The sequence below is a fragment of the Mesorhizobium sp. M0019 genome (assembly GCF_040323975.1).
GTDB lineage: Bacteria > Pseudomonadota > Alphaproteobacteria > Rhizobiales > Rhizobiaceae > Mesorhizobium.
This window is the reverse complement of the sequence record NZ_JAMYVK010000005.1, coordinates 20,416-36,159: the sequence shown is the minus strand read 5'-3', so window position 1 is coordinate 36,159 and position 15,744 is coordinate 20,416. Positions and strand designations below refer to the sequence as shown.

Annotated in this window: 16 protein-coding genes; 14 read left to right on the top strand and 2 right to left on the bottom strand. The window is 64.2% G+C overall.

Annotated elements, in window-relative coordinates:
* The first annotated feature begins 1 nt into the window (after nucleotide 1).
* From NKK47_RS05615 to NKK47_RS05585, 7 genes are read left to right on the top strand one after another with little or no spacing between them, the layout of a single operon-like run.
* The gene (locus tag NKK47_RS05615; RefSeq protein ID WP_352569300.1) at nucleotides 2–1,162 is read left to right on the top strand and encodes a CaiB/BaiF CoA transferase family protein; all 1,161 of its coding nucleotides are present in this window, start codon (nucleotides 2–4) and stop codon (nucleotides 1,160–1,162) included.
* Between the two features lie 20 nt (nucleotides 1,163–1,182).
* Entirely contained in the window at nucleotides 1,183–2,325 is a 1,143-nt protein-coding gene (locus NKK47_RS05610; protein WP_352575676.1) for an extracellular solute-binding protein, read from the top strand.
* A gap of 20 nt (nucleotides 2,326–2,345) precedes the next feature.
* Nucleotides 2,346–3,533, top strand: a complete 1,188-nt coding sequence (locus tag NKK47_RS05605) for an ABC transporter substrate-binding protein (RefSeq protein ID WP_352575515.1) — start codon at nucleotides 2,346–2,348, stop codon at nucleotides 3,531–3,533.
* A 57-nt stretch (nucleotides 3,534–3,590) separates the two neighbouring features.
* On the top strand, nucleotides 3,591–4,328 hold the full coding sequence (locus NKK47_RS05600) for an ATP-binding cassette domain-containing protein (RefSeq protein ID WP_352569295.1): 738 nt from the start codon (nucleotides 3,591–3,593) through the stop codon (nucleotides 4,326–4,328).
* A complete protein-coding gene (locus NKK47_RS05595; protein WP_352569293.1) occupies nucleotides 4,321–5,064 on the top strand; it encodes an ATP-binding cassette domain-containing protein in 744 nt (247 codons plus the stop codon). Before NKK47_RS05600 ends, NKK47_RS05595 begins: the two co-directional genes overlap by 8 nt.
* The gene (locus NKK47_RS05590; protein ID WP_352575513.1) at nucleotides 5,061–6,011 is read left to right on the top strand and encodes an ABC transporter permease; all 951 of its coding nucleotides are present in this window, start codon (nucleotides 5,061–5,063) and stop codon (nucleotides 6,009–6,011) included. The genes NKK47_RS05595 and NKK47_RS05590 overlap by 4 nt, the downstream gene beginning before the upstream one ends.
* A gap of 5 nt (nucleotides 6,012–6,016) precedes the next feature.
* A complete protein-coding gene (locus NKK47_RS05585; RefSeq protein WP_352575511.1) occupies nucleotides 6,017–6,982 on the top strand; it encodes an ABC transporter permease in 966 nt (321 codons plus the stop codon).
* A 63-nt stretch (nucleotides 6,983–7,045) separates the two neighbouring features.
* Here the strand turns inward: NKK47_RS05585 and NKK47_RS05580 are convergent, their stop codons facing one another.
* Both NKK47_RS05580 and NKK47_RS05575 read right to left on the bottom strand, forming a co-directional pair.
* Nucleotides 7,046–7,882 (bottom strand): amidohydrolase family protein, encoded by an 837-nt coding sequence (locus tag NKK47_RS05580; RefSeq protein ID WP_352575509.1) that lies wholly within the window; start codon nucleotides 7,880–7,882, stop codon nucleotides 7,046–7,048.
* Between the two features lie 65 nt (nucleotides 7,883–7,947).
* Nucleotides 7,948–8,736 carry an IclR family transcriptional regulator gene (locus NKK47_RS05575; RefSeq protein WP_352575508.1) on the bottom strand — a complete coding sequence of 263 codons (789 nt, stop codon included), beginning with the start codon at nucleotides 8,734–8,736 and terminating at the stop codon, nucleotides 7,948–7,950.
* Between the two features lie 159 nt (nucleotides 8,737–8,895).
* On the opposite strand from NKK47_RS05575, the gene NKK47_RS05570 reads away from it, so the two are divergent.
* From NKK47_RS05570 to NKK47_RS05540, 7 genes are all read left to right on the top strand, one after another.
* Nucleotides 8,896–10,212 (top strand): type 2 periplasmic-binding domain-containing protein, encoded by a 1,317-nt coding sequence (locus NKK47_RS05570; protein ID WP_352575506.1) that lies wholly within the window; start codon nucleotides 8,896–8,898, stop codon nucleotides 10,210–10,212.
* Nucleotides 10,213–10,354: 142 nt separating this feature from the next.
* Nucleotides 10,355–11,251: a carbohydrate ABC transporter permease gene (locus NKK47_RS05565; RefSeq protein ID WP_352575504.1), complete on the top strand. Its 897-nt coding sequence runs from the start codon at nucleotides 10,355–10,357 to the stop codon at nucleotides 11,249–11,251.
* Between the two features lie 2 nt (nucleotides 11,252–11,253).
* A complete protein-coding gene (locus NKK47_RS05560; RefSeq protein WP_352451567.1) occupies nucleotides 11,254–12,120 on the top strand; it encodes a carbohydrate ABC transporter permease in 867 nt (288 codons plus the stop codon).
* A 1-nt stretch (nucleotide 12,121) separates the two neighbouring features.
* A complete protein-coding gene (locus NKK47_RS05555) occupies nucleotides 12,122–13,219 on the top strand; it encodes an ABC transporter ATP-binding protein (protein ID WP_352575502.1) in 1,098 nt (365 codons plus the stop codon).
* A gap of 4 nt (nucleotides 13,220–13,223) precedes the next feature.
* The gene (locus tag NKK47_RS05550) at nucleotides 13,224–14,336 is read left to right on the top strand and encodes a mandelate racemase/muconate lactonizing enzyme family protein (protein ID WP_352575500.1); all 1,113 of its coding nucleotides are present in this window, start codon (nucleotides 13,224–13,226) and stop codon (nucleotides 14,334–14,336) included.
* 9 nt (nucleotides 14,337–14,345) lie between these two features.
* A complete protein-coding gene (locus tag NKK47_RS05545) occupies nucleotides 14,346–14,675 on the top strand; it encodes an L-rhamnose mutarotase (protein WP_023676093.1) in 330 nt (109 codons plus the stop codon).
* Nucleotides 14,668–15,744, top strand: coding sequence for a Gfo/Idh/MocA family protein (locus tag NKK47_RS05540; protein ID WP_352575498.1), 1,077 nt, complete (start codon nucleotides 14,668–14,670; stop codon nucleotides 15,742–15,744). The genes NKK47_RS05545 and NKK47_RS05540 overlap by 8 nt, the downstream gene beginning before the upstream one ends.

The following is a 15,744-nucleotide window of genomic DNA, read 5'->3' as shown; positions in this document are numbered from 1 at the left end:
AATGGCTGCCATTGCCGAACTGCCGCTGACCGGGCTCATCGTTGTCGATATGAGCCAGTTCTTGTCCGGGCCTTACTGCTCGCTGCGACTACTCGACCTCGGCGCTCGCGTCATCAAGATCGAACGGCCGGACGGCGGCGATCTGTCGCGCCGGCTCTATCTCAGCGACACCGAGATCGGCGGCGATTCCACCATTTTCCATGCGATCAACCGCGCCAAGGAAAGCCTTGCCATCGACTTAAAGGACGAGGCCGACCTTGCGGCGCTGCGCGGCCTGCTGGCCAAGGCCGACGTGCTGATCCAGAATTTCAGGCCCGGCGTCATCGAACGCCTGGGCTTCGATTACGAGGCGGTGCGCAAGATCAATCCGCGCCTGGTCTATGCCTCGATCAGCGGCTATGGCGAGGAAGGCCCGTGGGTCAAGCGGCCCGGGCAGGATCTGCTGGCGCAGGCCCGCTCCGGCGTGATGTGGCTGAACGGCGACGAGGACCAAGGGCCGGTGCCCTTCGGCCTGGCGATCGCCGACATGCTGGCGGGCTCCGCCGCCGCGCAAGGCATCCTCGCCGCACTGGTGCGGCGCGGCGTGACCGGCAAGGGCAGCCATGTCGAGACCAGCCTGCTCGAAGCGCTGGTCGACTTCCAGTTCGAGGTGCTGACCACGCATCTCAATGACGGGCGCCGGCTGCCGCGGCGGTCGAGCTTCCGCAGCGCGCACGCCTATCTCTCGGCGCCCTACGGCGTCTATCCGGCCAAGGGCGGCTATCTGGCGATCGCCATGACGCCGATCTCGAAACTCGCCGATCTCCTCGGGCTCGAGGAGCTTGCGCCCTATCGCGACCAGCCGTCGACCTGGTTCACCGCCCGCGACGAGATCAAGGCGATCATCGCGCAAAAGATCGCAACGAAGACGGTCGACGAATGGCTTGCCATTCTCGAGCCTGCCGACATCTGGTGCGCCAAGGTTTTGACCTGGCCGGAAATGATGGCCAGCGAAGGCTTCCAGGTCCTCGACATGCTGCAGACGGTGACGCGCGAGGATGATGTTTCGATCCTCACCACGCGCTCGCCGCTCAGGGTAGACGGCATCCGCGCGAAGGTCGAGCGGGCCGCGCCACGCATCGGCGAGCACAGCGCAAAAATCCGCGTGGAGTTCGGGCTGTGAGCGACGTCACGCTCAAAGGCATGACCTGGAGCCATCCGCGCGGCTATGACCCGATGGTCGCCTGTTCGAGACTGTGGAAGCAACAAACTGGCATCGCCGTTGAATGGGACAAGCGCTCGCTGCAGGATTTCGAATCCTTCCCGGTCGAGGAACTGGCCCGTGCCTACGACCTGATCGTCGTCGACCATCCGCATGTCGGCCAGATCACCGCCGAGAATTGCCTGGCGCCGCTCGATGTCGCCGGCCGGGAAGCCGAACGTGCAGCACTTGCGGCGGGCAGTGTCGGCCGGTCCTTTCCGAGCTACGACTGGCAAGGCCGGCAGTGGGCGTTTCCGATCGACGCGGCCAGCCAGGTGCAGGCATGGCGGCCCGACATGCTTTCGGCTGCGCCGGCGAGCTGGGCCGATGCCCTCGATCTGGCCCGGCAAGGCCACGTGCTGTTGCCGCTCAGGCCGCCGCATTCGCTGATGGTGTTCTACACGCTTGCCGGCAATCTCGGCCGGCCCGCCGGTGAAGGCCCTGGCGACCATGTGGATCCGGCAGCGGGCAAGCAGGTCTTCGAGATGATGCGCGAGATCGCAGCCCTCGTCGACCCGGCCTGTCTTGGCATGGATCCGATCGCGGTTCTGGAGCAAATGGCCGGATCCGGCTCGCGGATCGCCTGCGCGCCGCTGATCTATGGCTATGTCTCCTATGCCATCGCCGGGTTTCGACCCAACCGCCTGGCTTTCGCGGATATCCCGGCCGCTGGCAATGCCGGCCCGATCGGCTCGGCGCTCGGCGGCACCGGCATTGCCGTGTCGGCCTTTTCGAAGGCCAGGCAGGCGGCAATCGACTTCGCCTACTGGATCGCCAGCGGTGACGTGCAGCGCGGCCCTTACGCCTCGGCCGGCGGCCAGCCCGGCCATGCGGCAGCCTGGACGGATGCCGCCGTCAACGCCGCCGCCGGCAATTTCTACAAGGACACCCGGGCCACGCTCGAAGATGCCTGGGTGAGGCCGCGGCACGACGGCTACATGGCGTTCCAGCAGGCGGCGTCCGATCGCATCAATCTCGGCCAGAGCGAAAGGCACAATGCCGCTCGCGTCGTTGCCGATCTCAATCGCCTGTTTCGGGAGAGCCTTTCGACGCAGGTGTCCGGCGTTGCCGGCGGAGGAGCCTGAACAACCGAACGGAGGAGAACATGAACAGCCTGATCCGCGGCCTTTTGGCCGCAACCGCACTTGCATCGGTCACGACCATAGCCTGCGCTCAAGACGTTTCGGGCGTGATTGCTGGATTGCCGACCGAACTGAAGGCACAATATGACGGCGCGCCGCAAAAGGTGCTGCCGTCGGCCTGGGATAATTTCACGCCGCCGTCAAAGCCGTGGAAATGGTGCCACTCCGAGTCCTACCAGGGCAATCCGTGGCGCGTCACCGTGACCAAGGAGTTGAAGCGGCTGGTCGACGGCCTGATCGCCGACGGCACCGTGGCGAGCTTCGAGGTGTCGGATTCCAACAACGACGTCAGTCAGCAGATCAACCAGATCCGCGCCTTCATCGACAAGAAATGCTCGATCATCACCTCGATCCCCGGCTCGGCGACGGCGCTGGACGATGCCATCGATGCCGCAGCCAAAGCCGGCATCCCCTTCATCACGGCAGCTGGGTCGGTGACCAGCCCGAATGCGATCAATGTCGATTCCAACTATGCGCGCTGGGGCTATGACATGATGACGGCGATCGGCAAAGCAATGCCGGACGGCGGCAGCGTGCTTCTGGTCGAAGGCATTGCCGGTCACCCGATCGTCGTGCAGGAGCGCCAGGGTGCCGACAAGGCGCTGGCCGAAAATTCAAAGCTCAAGGTCTCGCGCAGCGTCAACGGCAATTGGACGGCCAACGTTACCAAGACGGCGGTGCTGCAGGCAATCGCCACCAATCCGGCGCCGATCGATGCAGTGTGGACGACGGGCAGCGAAAGCCGCGTCGTCGCCGAGGCCTTTGCCGAGGCCGGCCGCCCTGCCCCGCTGATCACCGGCTCGATCACCGGCGATGCGCTCGGCTACTGGAAGGCCAATCCCGACAAATACCGCTTCGAAGGCCATGCGGTTCTGCCGCACTGGACGGCCGAGACGCTGTTTCGTGTCGGTGCGCGTATGCTCGAGGGCCAGAAGCCCAGGCTCAACACGCTGCTGATCCCGATTCCGCCGGTGCACAATGCCGACCTCGGCGCCTGGTACAAGGACTGCATGACGCCGGACGCCGTCTCGATCTTCCCGGTCCCGCCGAAGGATCCGATGCCGGAGGAATGGCTCGATGCCTATTTCGCCAATCCGGCACCGACCAAGGGCTGGGACTATTCGAAGGTGCCGGACGCCTGCGCCAAGTAGCATTTATGAGGGCCGGCTCCGCACCAGCGGTGCCGGCTTTCTCCATCAGGATTGCTCATGCTGGAAGTCCAGGCCATCTCGAAACGCTACGGCGAAACGATTGCGCTGGCCAATGCCTCCATCGCATTCCGCGCCGGCACGATCCACACCATCCTGGGCGAGAACGGTTCGGGCAAGAGCACCCTGGTCAAGCTGCTGTCGGGGATCGTGCAGCAGGACAGCGGCGCGATCCTGCTCGACGGAGCGCCCTTTACCGGCCTCTCGCCGGCGGCGTTCCAGACCGCCGGGTTGGCCACCGTGTTCCAGGAAGTGCTGATCGCGCCTGACCGTTCGGTGACGGACAACATCCTGCTCGGCCTCGACGGCCTGCTGACGCGCACCGTGCCGCGCGCCGAGCGGCGGCAACGCGCGCAAGCGGTGCTGAAGCGCTTTGCGGTGACCGAGATCCCGCTCGACCAGTTGGCCGGGCAATTGCCGCTTGCGGTTCAGCAATTGGTAGTGCTCGCCCGCGCTGTGGTCCGCAGCCCGCGCATTCTCATCCTTGACGAGGTTACGGCTGCGCTCGACTTTGCCGATCGCGAGGCGGTCTTTGCCATGATGCGCAAGCTTGCTTCGGAAGGCTGCCTGATCCTGTTCATCACCCATCGCATGGACGAGGTGATGTCGCTTTCGGACCGGATTTCCGTGCTGCGCGGCGGCAGCGTGGTCACGACTGAGGAACGCGGCACGTCCACCGCATCCGAACTTCTCAAGGCAATGGCGCCACGCACGGCGGCGGAGCTGGCGCATGGCTGATCGCGCCAGCCTTTCGGTGCGCGGCCTGGTGATCGCGCCGGGCGCAAGCCCCATGACGCAAACCATTGGGCCGGGCGAGATCGTCGGCCTTGCCGGCCTCGACGGCCACGGACAGGAGCGGTTCCTGAAAGTGCTGGCCGGCCTGGAACGCCCGGCCGGCGGCGAGGTGACCGTCGAGGCGCCAACCGGAGCGCGCGCGATCACCAATTTCCGCAAGGCGGTCGCCGGCGGCATCGCCTATTTGCCGCGCGACCGGCGCACCACCGGCATTTTTCCGACCCAATCGGTGCTCGACAATTTTGCCGTCTCGACGCTGTCGCGCGATATGCGTTTCGGTCTGCTCAGCTTCGCCGCGCGGCGGCAGCGCTATGAGAGCTACCGGGACAGACTGTCGATCATCGCGCCACGGCCGGACGCCCCGATCACCACGCTTTCCGGCGGCAACCAGCAGAAGGTGCTGCTGGCCCGCGCATTGGCGCTGGAACCGGCGATCCTGCTCCTCAATGATCCGACGCGCGGTGTCGACGTGGCGACGCGCCATGTCCTCTACGATGTGTTTCGTGGACTGGCGGCGGACGGCATGGCTCTGGTCATCCTGTCGAGCGAGATCGAGGAGATCCTCCTGCTTTGCCATCGCGTGCTGGTGTTCCGCGAACAGCAGGTGGCGGCTGAAATCACCGGAGACGCGATGAAAAGCGATACGGTGATCGCCGCCATGTTCGGGCGCGCGGCATGAGCGGGTTTCGGCGCATGGCGGCGCGATGGCGCGGCGCTGGCTTTGCGGCAATGCTGTTGGTGATCCTGATCGCGGTCAATCTGCTGCTCAATCCGGCGCGCTTCCATCCTGCCGCCTGGGGCGCGCTGATCGGGCTCGCCGCGCCGCTGATCGGCGCAGCGGTCGCCTCGGCTCCGGTGATCCTGGCCGGGCGCGGCGGCATCGACATTTCCGTCGGGCCACTGATGGGCTTCGTCAATGCGATGGTGATCCAGCTGCTGTTTCTCAGGCTTGGGATGTCTTCGCCGATGTTCATCGTGCCGGCAGCGCTGTTGATCGGCGCGATCGTCGGCGCCGCCAACGGCTTTCTGGCGACCATCGTGCGCATCCAGCCGATCGTCGCAACGCTCGGCACCTATCTGATCCTCACCGGCATGACGCTGACCGTCCTGCCGGCGCCGATCGGGCCGGCGCCGGGCTGGCTGAAGGCCATGGCCGGCCCCTGGTCGGCGCTGCCGCTGGCGCTGATCTTGCTGTTCTGGTGGCTGGTGCGGCAGACGCCTTATTACGACCAGCTGATGGCGGTGGGCAGCGACGATCGCGCCGCCTACACGGCCGGCGTTCCAGTCACCAAAGTGCGTTTCATCGCCTATGTCATGACCGGCATACTTGCCGCCTGCGCGGGCCTGATGCTGACCGCCCTGATCGGTTCGGCCGACCCCAATATCGGGCCGACCTACACGCTGATCGCGATTGCCGCGGTGGCGCTCGGCGGCGTCAGCCTTGCCGGCGGGCGCGGCGGGCTCGCCGGGGCCGCGATCGGCGCCATCGACATCTTCCTGCTGCAGAGCGTGCTGACCGCCTTCAACGTCTCCACCTATGTGCTGCAGATCGCCTATGGCGCGATCCTGGTTGTGGCCGTCATCATGACGGCGCTGCAGGAGCGGCTCTCGGGACGGAAAGGCTGAGAAGCATGAGCCGGAACTGGTTCCAGTCCACCAATGCCCGCGTCGCCGGTGCCTTTGCCGTCGCTGTCGCCTTGCATCTCCTTGGCACCTTGCTCATCCCGGGCTACTCCCAGCCGTTCGCCATCCGGGCGCTGCTGGTGATCGCCTCGCTGCTGGCGGTAGCATCGATCGGCCAGACCCTCGTCGTAATCCTGGGCGGTATCGATCTGTCGATCCCCTTCATCATCGGCTTTGCCAATGTCGTTGCCGCACAGCTCTACGGCGGCGGCTGGAATTTTGCCCTTGTCTGCACAGTCGTCGTCGCGCTCGCCTTACTGATCGGGGCGCTGAACGGCCTGATCTCGCGCGGGCTCGACATCCACCCGCTGATCGTCACGCTCGGCACCGGCATGATCGTGCAAGGTGCCGTCCTGTTGTGGACCGGTGGCTTTCCATCCGGATCGGCGCCTGCCGCGGTTTCCGCCTTCGTTTCGATCGGCGGTTCGGTCGGACCGCTGCCGGTGCCGGGGCTGGTGCCATGCGTCGCGGTGCTGACCTTGCTGGTGGCGCTGGTGCTGGCGCGCACGCCATACGGCCGCCGTCTCTACGCCCTCGGCAGCAATCCAGGTGCTGCCCCGCTGGCGCTGATCGATCCAGTCCGCATGTGGACGGTGACTTATGCCGCGAGCGCCTTCTTCGCCGCCGCAGCCGGCGTGCTGCTGCTCGGCTTCACCGGCTCTGCCTATGGCGATGTCGGCCAGCCCTATCTGTTCCAGACGATCGCGGCAGTGGTGGTCGGCGGCGCCGCCCTTGTCGGCGGCCGCGGCAGCTATTTCGGCACCATTGCCGGCGTGCTGGTGCTGACGGAGATCAACACGCTGCTGATCGGCCTCGGCTTCCGGCCCTCGACCGTGCAGGCGGCACTTGGCCTGGTCATCGTGCTCCTGGTTTCGCTCTACGGTCGCGAGCGGCACGTGTCGGCGACGATCTGAGGCCGCCTTCGTCTTAGCCGCATTTGTGCGACGCCAAGTGATCCCACTTGGCTGCAAAATGCTCTACAAGCTCCAAAGCCGCTTCGCATTGCCGGAGAGCAGCTTTTGCCGTTCATCGATGCTTGCACCGGCGAGCAGCGCATGCGTCGCAGCCACCCAGGTCGCAAGCCCGCCGCCGAGCGTGCAGACCGGCCAGTCGCTGCCCCAGACGACGCGGTCCCAGCCGAAGCATTCGATGGTGTGCTCGACATAGGGAAGCAGCGTTTCGACAGTCCAGGATCCGGCATCCGCATAGGCGACCACACCGGAAATTTTGCCGACGACGTTCGGGCGCCGCGCGATCTCCGCCATGTGCTCGCGCCAGGGGTGCTCGGCACCACCCTTGATGTCGGGCACGCCACAATGGTCGAGCACGAACTGCACGTCCGGCGCGAGGTCGGCGAGTGCAATCGCCTTGGGGATCTGGTGCGGCAGAACGACAAGGTCGAAGCTCAGGCCGGTGCCGGCAAGCCGCTTGATGTTTTCACGAAACAGCGCGCCCTCCGAAAGCTCGTCCGGCATGACGTGCAGCACGCGGCGAAAGCCTTTGACGAAAGGATCGGCGCGCTGGCGCTCGAGATAGGCGGCAAAGCCGGGCCCTTCCGGACGGCAGGAGGCAATTGCCCCCCGCAGCAAGCTGGCCTTTTCCCGCGACAGCGCTTTGACACGGCTGGTTTCAGCCTCGATGTCGGCAGGATCGACATCGACCTCCATATGCAATGCGCCCTCGATGCCGGCGCGGCGGGCCTGGACTGCATATTCGTCGTAGGAGAAATCGCGGTTGAGCGCCGGCACGCCGGCCAGCCAGGGATAGCGCAGCGCGGACTGGTCGATCAGGTGCAGATGGGTGTCGAAGATCATGGTGGCGCTCCTCCTTGGCGACTTCGGGATCATCTCACGGAGAAATTCTTCATTCAAATAAGAATTCATCGCGATTGCTTGACGGTCGATCCCGCCAGTTGCGACAGCTTTTCGGTCGCTGCCAGCAGCAGCTCAATCGTCCTCGTAATGTCGGGCGCCTTGGGTGCGTTGACCAGGGTTATGTAGGGGATCGACAGTGCGGCGATGGCCTTGCCGTCCGAGCCGAGAACGGGCGTCGACAGGTTGAACACGCCTGCCGTCTGCATCGACGCCATCATCTCGTAGCCGCGTTCCCGGATCTGATCGAGGCGGGCGAAGAATTCCGGCGATTGCGGTGGCTTGTCGGTGCTGCGCAGATGTTCTGAGATCATCATCTGCCGCTCTTCCGGCGGCCGGAACGCCAGCAACACATGGCCGGAGCCGGTGTCGAACAGGCTGATATGCGAGCCAACGCGGATCGAGATGCCCCAGTAATCCGGCGCCTCCTGCTGTGCGATTACCACCGCGGAACCGCGATCGAAGACGACGAGCTGATTTGCCTGCTGTGTGGTTTCGGCCAGTTCGCGCATCAGCGACGTCGCATAGGAAACCAGCCGGCGCACCGGCGCGTGCAGCTGCGCCAGGCCAAACAGCTTGAGCGTCAGCGAATAACGGTCGCCATCCGGCCGCGTGACGTAGCCGCGCCGCACCAGCCGGTCCAGCATGCGGTAGAACTCGTTCGGGCTGCGGTCGAGCTTCTTGGCGATTTCCGCCTGCGTCAGGCCGCCGTCGACGCCGGCCAGCAGCTCGAGAATGTCGAGCCCCTTGTCCAACGCCGGGGCTCGATAGCGGTCGTCTTCCTCGTCCTCTGCCATTGGGCTTCTCCAGTGAATTTCATCTTTCATATACGCATAACGGCATTGCTTCCGGAAGAACTTTCGGCTTGACGATCCTATAAATGTTTTGTTTGTATATGAATGAAGCTGCCGATCAGCCCTCGCTATGGATCGACGCAGACTCTTGGGAGGATACCAATGACGAAACTGTTTTGCGGCCTGTCGGCCGGCGTAACGCTGCTCGCACTGGGTGCGAGTGCCCTTGCTGCCGACCTGCCCGGCAAATTCGACGGCGTCACCATCGACGCCAAGCTGATCGGCGGCCAGCAATATGAAGGGCTGTACGCGCGCATCGGCGAATGGGAAAAACTGACCGGCGCCAAGGTCAACGTGATCTCGAAGAAAAATCACTTCGAGCTCGACAAGGAAATCAAGTCGGACATCGCCTCCGGCAGCATCAACTGGTGCGTCGGGTCGAACCACTCGTCCTTCGCGCCGCAATATCCTGATATCTACACCGACCTAAACAAGCTGCTGCCGAAGGAGGAGATCGACGCCTTCGTGCCGTCGACGATCAAGGCCTCGACGCTCGACGGCAAGCTGGTGATGCTGCCGCGCGCGCAGTTCGACGTGTCGGCGCTCTACTACCAGAAGAGCCTCTACCAGGACGAAGCCAAGAAGGCCGCCTACAAGGCCAAGTACGGCAAGGAACTGACACCGCCCGACACCTGGGACGAGGTCGCCCAGCAGGCGGAATTCTTCGCCAGCCCGCCCGATTTCTATGGTACCCAGTTCGCCGGCAAGGAAGAGGCGATCAACGGCCGCTTTTACGAGATGCTCATCGCCGACGGCGGCGAATACCTCGACAAGGATGGCAAGCCGGCCTTCAACTCGGAAGCCGGCGTGCACGCGCTCGACTGGTTCGTCAATCTCTACAAGGCCAAGGCGGTGCCGGCCGGCACCACCAACTATCTGTGGGACGATCTCGGCCAGGGCTTTGCCTCGGGCACCGTCGCCATCAACCTCGACTGGCCGGGCTGGGCAGGCTTCTTCAACGATCCGAAGTCGTCGAAGGTCGCCGGCAATGTCGGCGTGAAGGTGGCGCCGAAGGGATCGGCCGGCATTCGCACCGGCTGGTCGGGGCACCACGGATTTTCGGTCACCGAAAACTGCGCCAGCAAGGAAGCCGCGGCATCGCTGGTCTGGTTCCTGACCAATGAGGACAGCCAGAAGCTCGAGGCGGCAAGCGGCCCACTGCCGACCCGCACGGCGGTGTGGGACTGGGACATCCAGCAGGCGGCCAATGATCCTTACAAGAAGGAAGTGTTGGCGGCTTTCCAGGAAGAGGCAAAGCACGCTTTTGCCGTGCCGCAGACACCTGAATGGATCGAAATCTCCAACGCCGTCTATCCCGAATTGCAGGCCGCCATCCTTGGCGACAAGACCTCAAAGCAGGCGCTGGACGACGCTGCCGCCAAGGCCACGCAAATCCTCGAGGACGCCGGCAAGCTTTGACCGTTCTCCCAAGGGGGCGCCGCGCTCAGCGAAGAGCGGCGTCCCCGAACTTTTTACGAACCATGCGCAACACGCTTTGTCTTGATCCCAGCTCGCCGATGGCGGCCTTCGGTGTCCGGGCACCAACCAGAACCGGATCGCCATGAAAGGCTGGAGACCTTCGCCGCCATTGCTGCTCCTGCTGCCGGCGGTGATCGTTCTGGCAGCGGTGGTGGTGGTGCCGCTGCTGCTTTCGCTCTATTCCAGCTTCACGCCGTTCCGGCTGACCAGGCCGGAGACGTTCTGGGTCTTCATCGGCGCGCGCAACTACGTCACCATCCTGACCAGCCGCGCTTTCTGGGTCGCCTTTGCCCGCACCGTGGTGCTGCTGACCGTCGCGCTCAACCTGGAAATGCTGATCGGGCTCGGGCTGGCGCTGCTGGTGGAGAAGGCATCGCGCGGCCAGCGGATCCTGCGCACCATCATGATGTTCCCCATGATGTTTTCGCCGATCCTCGTCGGCTTCCAGTTCAAATTCATGTTCAATGACAATATCGGCCTGGTGAACAACGCCCTGCAGGGGCTCGGCCTGACCGATCGCGCCATCCCGTGGCTGATCGACGGCAATCTCGCCTTCATCGCCATCCTGATCGCCGAGATCTGGTCGTCGACCTCGGTGTTCGCGATCCTGATCCTGGCCGGGCTGCTGGCGATGCCGCGCGAACCGGTCGAGGCGGCCCGCGTCGACGGCTGCACGCCGTGGCAGACATTCCGCTATGTCACCTGGCCGTTCGTCATGCCGTTTGCCTTTATCGCCATGACCATCCGCTCACTCGACGTCGCGCGCGCCTATGACATCGTCAAGATCATGACCGACGGCGGCCCCGCCGGCCGCACCGAACTGGTCTGGACGCTGGTCGCCCGCACCGCCTACAGCGACGCCAGGATGGGAATGGCCAATGCCATGGCCTATTTCTCGATCCTGCTGTCGATCCTGTTCACCGTCTATTTCTACCGCAAGCTCGCCGCAGCGCGCACGCAGATCGCGGCGGAGTGGTGAGGATGGACCAGAACAGCCTGCATCGCGTCGGCAACAAAGCGCTCGGAATCGTTCACGGCATCGGACTGTTCCTGGCCATGCTGGTCATCTGCCTGCCCGGCATCTGGATCGTGCTGTCGTCGCTGCGGCCGACCGTCGAAATCATGGCCAAGCCGCCGGTGTGGATTCCGCAGCAGCTTTCGCTCGACGCTTACATCGCCATGTTCAGCGGCGTCGGCCAGGGCGGCATTCCGGTGCTCGACTACTTCCGCAATTCGCTGATCATCTCGGTGACCTCGACGGTGATCGCCATCGTCATCGGCATGGCCGGCGGCTACGCCTTTGCCCGCTACCGCTTTCGCGCCAAGTCGGCGATGTTCCTCGGCCTGATGCTGACGCGCACGGTGCCCGGCATCGCGCTGTCGCTGCCGCTGTTCTTCGTCTTTGCGCGGCTCGGCATCATCGACACGCATTTCGGGCTGATCCTGGTCTATGTCGCGCTCAACGTGCCCTTCACCGTCTGGCTGATCGACGGCTTTTTCCGCCAGGTGCCGAAAGATCTCGCCGAAGCCGCGCAGATCGACGGCTGCACGCGCTGGCAGGCCTTCTGGCAGGTCGAGTTTCCACTCGCCGGGCCCGGCATCGCCTCGGCCGGCATCTTTGCCTTCCTCACCTCCTGGAACGAGTTCGCGCTCGCCTCGCAGCTGACGCGCTCGATCAACTCCAAGACCCTGCCGGTCGGCCTGCTCGACTATACGGCCGAATTCACCATCGACTGGCGCGGCATGTGCGCGCTCGCCGTGGTCATGGTCATACCGGCGCTCACGCTTACCTTCATCGTCCAGAAACACCTCGTCGGCGGCCTCACTTCCGGCGCGGTGAAAGGCTGACATGGCAACTGTATCCCTCAAGAACCTCACCAAAAGCTATGGCCCGGTGGCGGTGGTGCACGGCATCGATCTCGAGGTCGCCGACCGCGAATTCATCGCGCTGGTCGGGCCGTCCGGCTGCGGCAAGTCGACAACCCTGCGCATGATCGCCGGCCTCGAGGCGATCAGCGACGGGATTATCGAGATCGGCGGCCGCATGGTCAACGACCTGCCGCCGCGCTCGCGCAACATCTCGATGGTGTTCCAGTCCTACGCGCTCTATCCGCATATGACCGTGCGCGAAAACCTCGGCTTCTCGCTCAAGATAGCGGGCGCCGCGAAAGAAGAAATGGACCGTCGCGTCGCCGAAGCGTCCGGCATTCTCGGCCTCGACCAGTTGCTCGACCGCCGGCCGTCGCAGCTGTCCGGCGGACAGCGCCAGCGCGTCGCCATGGGCCGCGCCATCGTGCGCGATCCCGACGTCTTCCTGTTCGACGAGCCGCTTTCCAATCTCGACGCCAAGCTTCGGACGCAGATGCGCACCGAGATCAAGAAGCTGCACGCCAAGGTCAAGTCGACAGTGATCTACGTCACCCATGACCAGGTCGAAGCGATGACATTGGCGGACCGTATCGTCATCATGCGTGACGGTTTCATCGAGCAGGTCGGCACACCCGACGAGGTCTTCCGCCGGCCGCAGACACGCTTCGTCGCGGGCTTCATCGGCTCGCCGCCGATGAATCTGCATGAGGCGGTTGTCGACGACGGACAGTTGCTGTTCGCCAGCGGCGAGAGGCTGCCTTTGCCCAGCCAGTTCAAGGCCAATATCGGGGCCGGCGACAAAGTCGTGTTCGGCCTCAGGCCCGACGACATCTATCCGACCGGGCATGGCATCAGCTCCGGCGAAGACGTCGACGTCCACCAGGTGGAGTTGCCGGTGACCATCACCGAGCCGCTCGGCAACGAGACGCTGGTGTTCGCCGAGTTCAACGGCAGCGACTGGGTATCGCGGATGCTCAATCCAAAGCCGCTGAAAGCCGGCGACCGGGTCAAGATGAGCCTGGACCTGTCGCAGGCCCATCTGTTTTCCGCCGAAACGGGCAAGACATTGCGAGGTTAAAATCATGGCAAAGATCGAGAAAATCGAACTGCGGATGGTCGACCTGGTGCCGAAGGTCAAGCGCACCGATGCCATCCAGAGTTTTGTCAGCCAGGAAACACCGATCGTCACCATCACCGACGCCGACGGCGCGGTCGGCACCGGCTACAGCTATACGATCGGCACGGGCGGCTCCTCGGTGATGCGGCTGCTGGCCGACCACCTTGCGCCGCGGCTGATCGGCCGCGACGCCGACATGATCGAGGCGATCTGGCACGAGCTGGAGTTCGCCACCCATGCCACGACGATCGGCGCGATCACGGCAATCGCGCTCGCGGCCATCGACACTGCCCTTTGGGACCTGCGGGCCAAGAAACAGAGGCTGCCGCTGTGGAAGCTTGCCGGCGGCGCCAAGGACCGCTGCCCGCTCTACACGACCGAAGGCGGCTGGCTGCATATCGAAACCGAGGCGCTGGTCGAGGATGCGCTGGCCGCCAAGGCCAAGGGGTTTCGCGGCTCGAAGGTCAAGATCGGCAAGCCGCACGGCTCCGAGGATCTTGCCCGGCTGACGGCGGTGCGCCGGGCGGTTGGAGACTCCTACGAGATCATGACCGACTGCAACCAGGGCTTCTCGGTCGACGAGGCAGTCCGCCGGGCCGAGCGCTTGCGTGAACTCGATCTCGCCTGGATCGAGGAACCGTTGCCGGCCGACGACATAGACGGCCATATCCGCCTGTCGAATGCGACGTCGACGCCGATCGCCGTCGGCGAGTCGCTCTACTCGATCCGGCATTTCCGCGAATATATGCAGAAGGGCGCGTGCTCGATCGTGCAGGTCGATGTCGGCCGCATCGGCGGCATCACGCCGTGGCTGAAGGTGGCGCATGCAGCCGAGGCGTTCGACATACCGGTCTGCCCGCATTTCCTGATGGAACTGCATGTCAGCCTGACATGCGCCGTTCAGAACGGCAGATATGTCGAGTATATTCCCCAGCTCGACGAGCTGACCGGCAAGAAAATGCGAATCGAGGACGGGCACGCGCTGGCGCCGGACGAGCCCGGCATCGGCATCGACTGGGACTGGGATGCGATCAAGTCGAAGAGCATCGCGGAATTCACCATGGCGATAGTGAAGTAGGAGGCGGACATGCAGCGAATGGGAATGGTGCTCGGCCTCAAGCCGGAGAAAGTCGCCGAGTATGTGCGGCTTCACGCTGCCGTCTGGCCGGACGTCCTCAAGATGATTTCCGCCTGCAACATCAAGAATTATTCGATTTATCTGAGGGAGCCGGAGCACCTTTTGTTCAGCACCTTCGAGTACCACGGCACCGACTATGCCGCCGACATGGCCAAGATGGCCGCCGATCCCACGACGCAGGAATGGTGGGCGCTCTGCATGCCATGCCAGGAGCCGCTGCCGACCCGCAAGGAGGGCGAGTGGTGGGCGTCGATGGACGAAGTCTTCCATTATGACTGATGACATTTTCGATCCTGCCTCGCTCTCCCAGGCCTGGGCACAGCCGTCAAAGCCCAAGCCGATCGTGATTTTCGGCGCCGGCTCGATCGTCGGCGATGCGCATTTCCCGGCCTATGGGAAAGCCGGTTTCCCGGTTGCCGGGCTTTTCGACCCCGACCTGGCCAAGGCGGAAGGACTGGCGCAGAAATGGGGCGTCACCGCTTACCGGTCGGTCGAGGAAGCTGCGTCAATCAAGGACGCCGTCTTCGATCTGGCGACGCCGCCGGCCTATCATGCCGGGGTGCTCAGGGCGCTGCCCGATGGTGCGGTGGCGCTGATCCAGAAGCCGATGGGCAGCAGTCTCATCGAGGCGACCGACATCCTCGAAATCTGCCGCTCCAAAGACCTGAAGGCGGCGGTGAATTTCCAGCTCCGCTTCGCGCCGATGATGCTGGCGCTCAGGGATGCGATCGCCAAGGGCTGGCTCGGCGACGTGGTCGATTTCGACGCATGGCTGGCGCTGGCGACACCCTGGCAGCTCTGGGAATTCCTGTTGCAGGCGCCGCGCGTCGAGATCACCATGCATTCCATCCATTATCTCGACCTGATCCGGCAATTGCTCGGCGACCCCAAGGGGGTTCACGCCAAGACACTCGGCCATCCCGGCCATAAGGTTGCGCAAACGCGCACCAGCGCGATCCTCGACTATGGCGACACCGTGCGCTGTGCACTGTCGATCAACCACGATCACAAATTCGGTCGAAAACACCAGGCCTGCGAATTCCGCATCTGCGGCACCGAAGGCGCCGCTTACCTCAAACTAGGCGTCAACCTCGACTATCCGCGCGGCGAGCCGGACATTCTCGAAATCTACCCCAAAGGCGGCACGGACTGGATTGCGGTTCCACTCGTCGGCGCATGGTTTCCGGACGCCTTTGCCGGCCGCATGGCCAATGTCCAGCGCTATGCATCGGGCGAGGACGCCGAGCTTGTCAGTTCCGTCGAGGACGGCTGGAACACCATGGCGCTGGTCGAAGCCGCCTACCGATCGAGCGCGGCGCCGGCAACACCGATAGCGGCGAGGCCCTGA

What these genes read in the sequence shown, in the direction of transcription:
- NKK47_RS05595 (WP_352569293.1), top strand. Translation starts at nt 4,321, where the DNA reads ATGGCTGATCGCGCCAGCCTTTCGGTGCGCGGCCTGGTGATCGCGCCG.
- NKK47_RS05605 (WP_352575515.1), top strand. Translation starts at nt 2,346, where the DNA reads ATGAACAGCCTGATCCGCGGCCTTTTGGCCGCAACCGCACTTGCATCG.
- NKK47_RS05585 (WP_352575511.1), top strand. Translation starts at nt 6,017, where the DNA reads ATGAGCCGGAACTGGTTCCAGTCCACCAATGCCCGCGTCGCCGGTGCC.
- NKK47_RS05600 (WP_352569295.1), top strand. Translation starts at nt 3,591, where the DNA reads ATGCTGGAAGTCCAGGCCATCTCGAAACGCTACGGCGAAACGATTGCG.
- NKK47_RS05545 (WP_023676093.1), top strand. Translation starts at nt 14,346, where the DNA reads ATGCAGCGAATGGGAATGGTGCTCGGCCTCAAGCCGGAGAAAGTCGCC.
- NKK47_RS05580 (WP_352575509.1), bottom strand. Translation starts at nt 7,882, where the DNA reads ATGATCTTCGACACCCATCTGCACCTGATCGACCAGTCCGCGCTGCGC.
- NKK47_RS05570 (WP_352575506.1), top strand. Translation starts at nt 8,896, where the DNA reads ATGACGAAACTGTTTTGCGGCCTGTCGGCCGGCGTAACGCTGCTCGCA.
- NKK47_RS05590 (WP_352575513.1), top strand. Translation starts at nt 5,061, where the DNA reads ATGAGCGGGTTTCGGCGCATGGCGGCGCGATGGCGCGGCGCTGGCTTT.
- NKK47_RS05610 (WP_352575676.1), top strand. Translation starts at nt 1,183, where the DNA reads ATGACCTGGAGCCATCCGCGCGGCTATGACCCGATGGTCGCCTGTTCG.
- NKK47_RS05555 (WP_352575502.1), top strand. Translation starts at nt 12,122, where the DNA reads ATGGCAACTGTATCCCTCAAGAACCTCACCAAAAGCTATGGCCCGGTG.
- NKK47_RS05565 (WP_352575504.1), top strand. Translation starts at nt 10,355, where the DNA reads ATGAAAGGCTGGAGACCTTCGCCGCCATTGCTGCTCCTGCTGCCGGCG.
- NKK47_RS05575 (WP_352575508.1), bottom strand. Translation starts at nt 8,736, where the DNA reads ATGGCAGAGGACGAGGAAGACGACCGCTATCGAGCCCCGGCGTTGGAC.
- NKK47_RS05550 (WP_352575500.1), top strand. Translation starts at nt 13,224, where the DNA reads ATGGCAAAGATCGAGAAAATCGAACTGCGGATGGTCGACCTGGTGCCG.
- NKK47_RS05560 (WP_352451567.1), top strand. Translation starts at nt 11,254, where the DNA reads ATGGACCAGAACAGCCTGCATCGCGTCGGCAACAAAGCGCTCGGAATC.
- NKK47_RS05615 (WP_352569300.1), top strand. Translation starts at nt 2, where the DNA reads ATGGCTGCCATTGCCGAACTGCCGCTGACCGGGCTCATCGTTGTCGAT.
- NKK47_RS05540 (WP_352575498.1), top strand. Translation starts at nt 14,668, where the DNA reads ATGACTGATGACATTTTCGATCCTGCCTCGCTCTCCCAGGCCTGGGCA.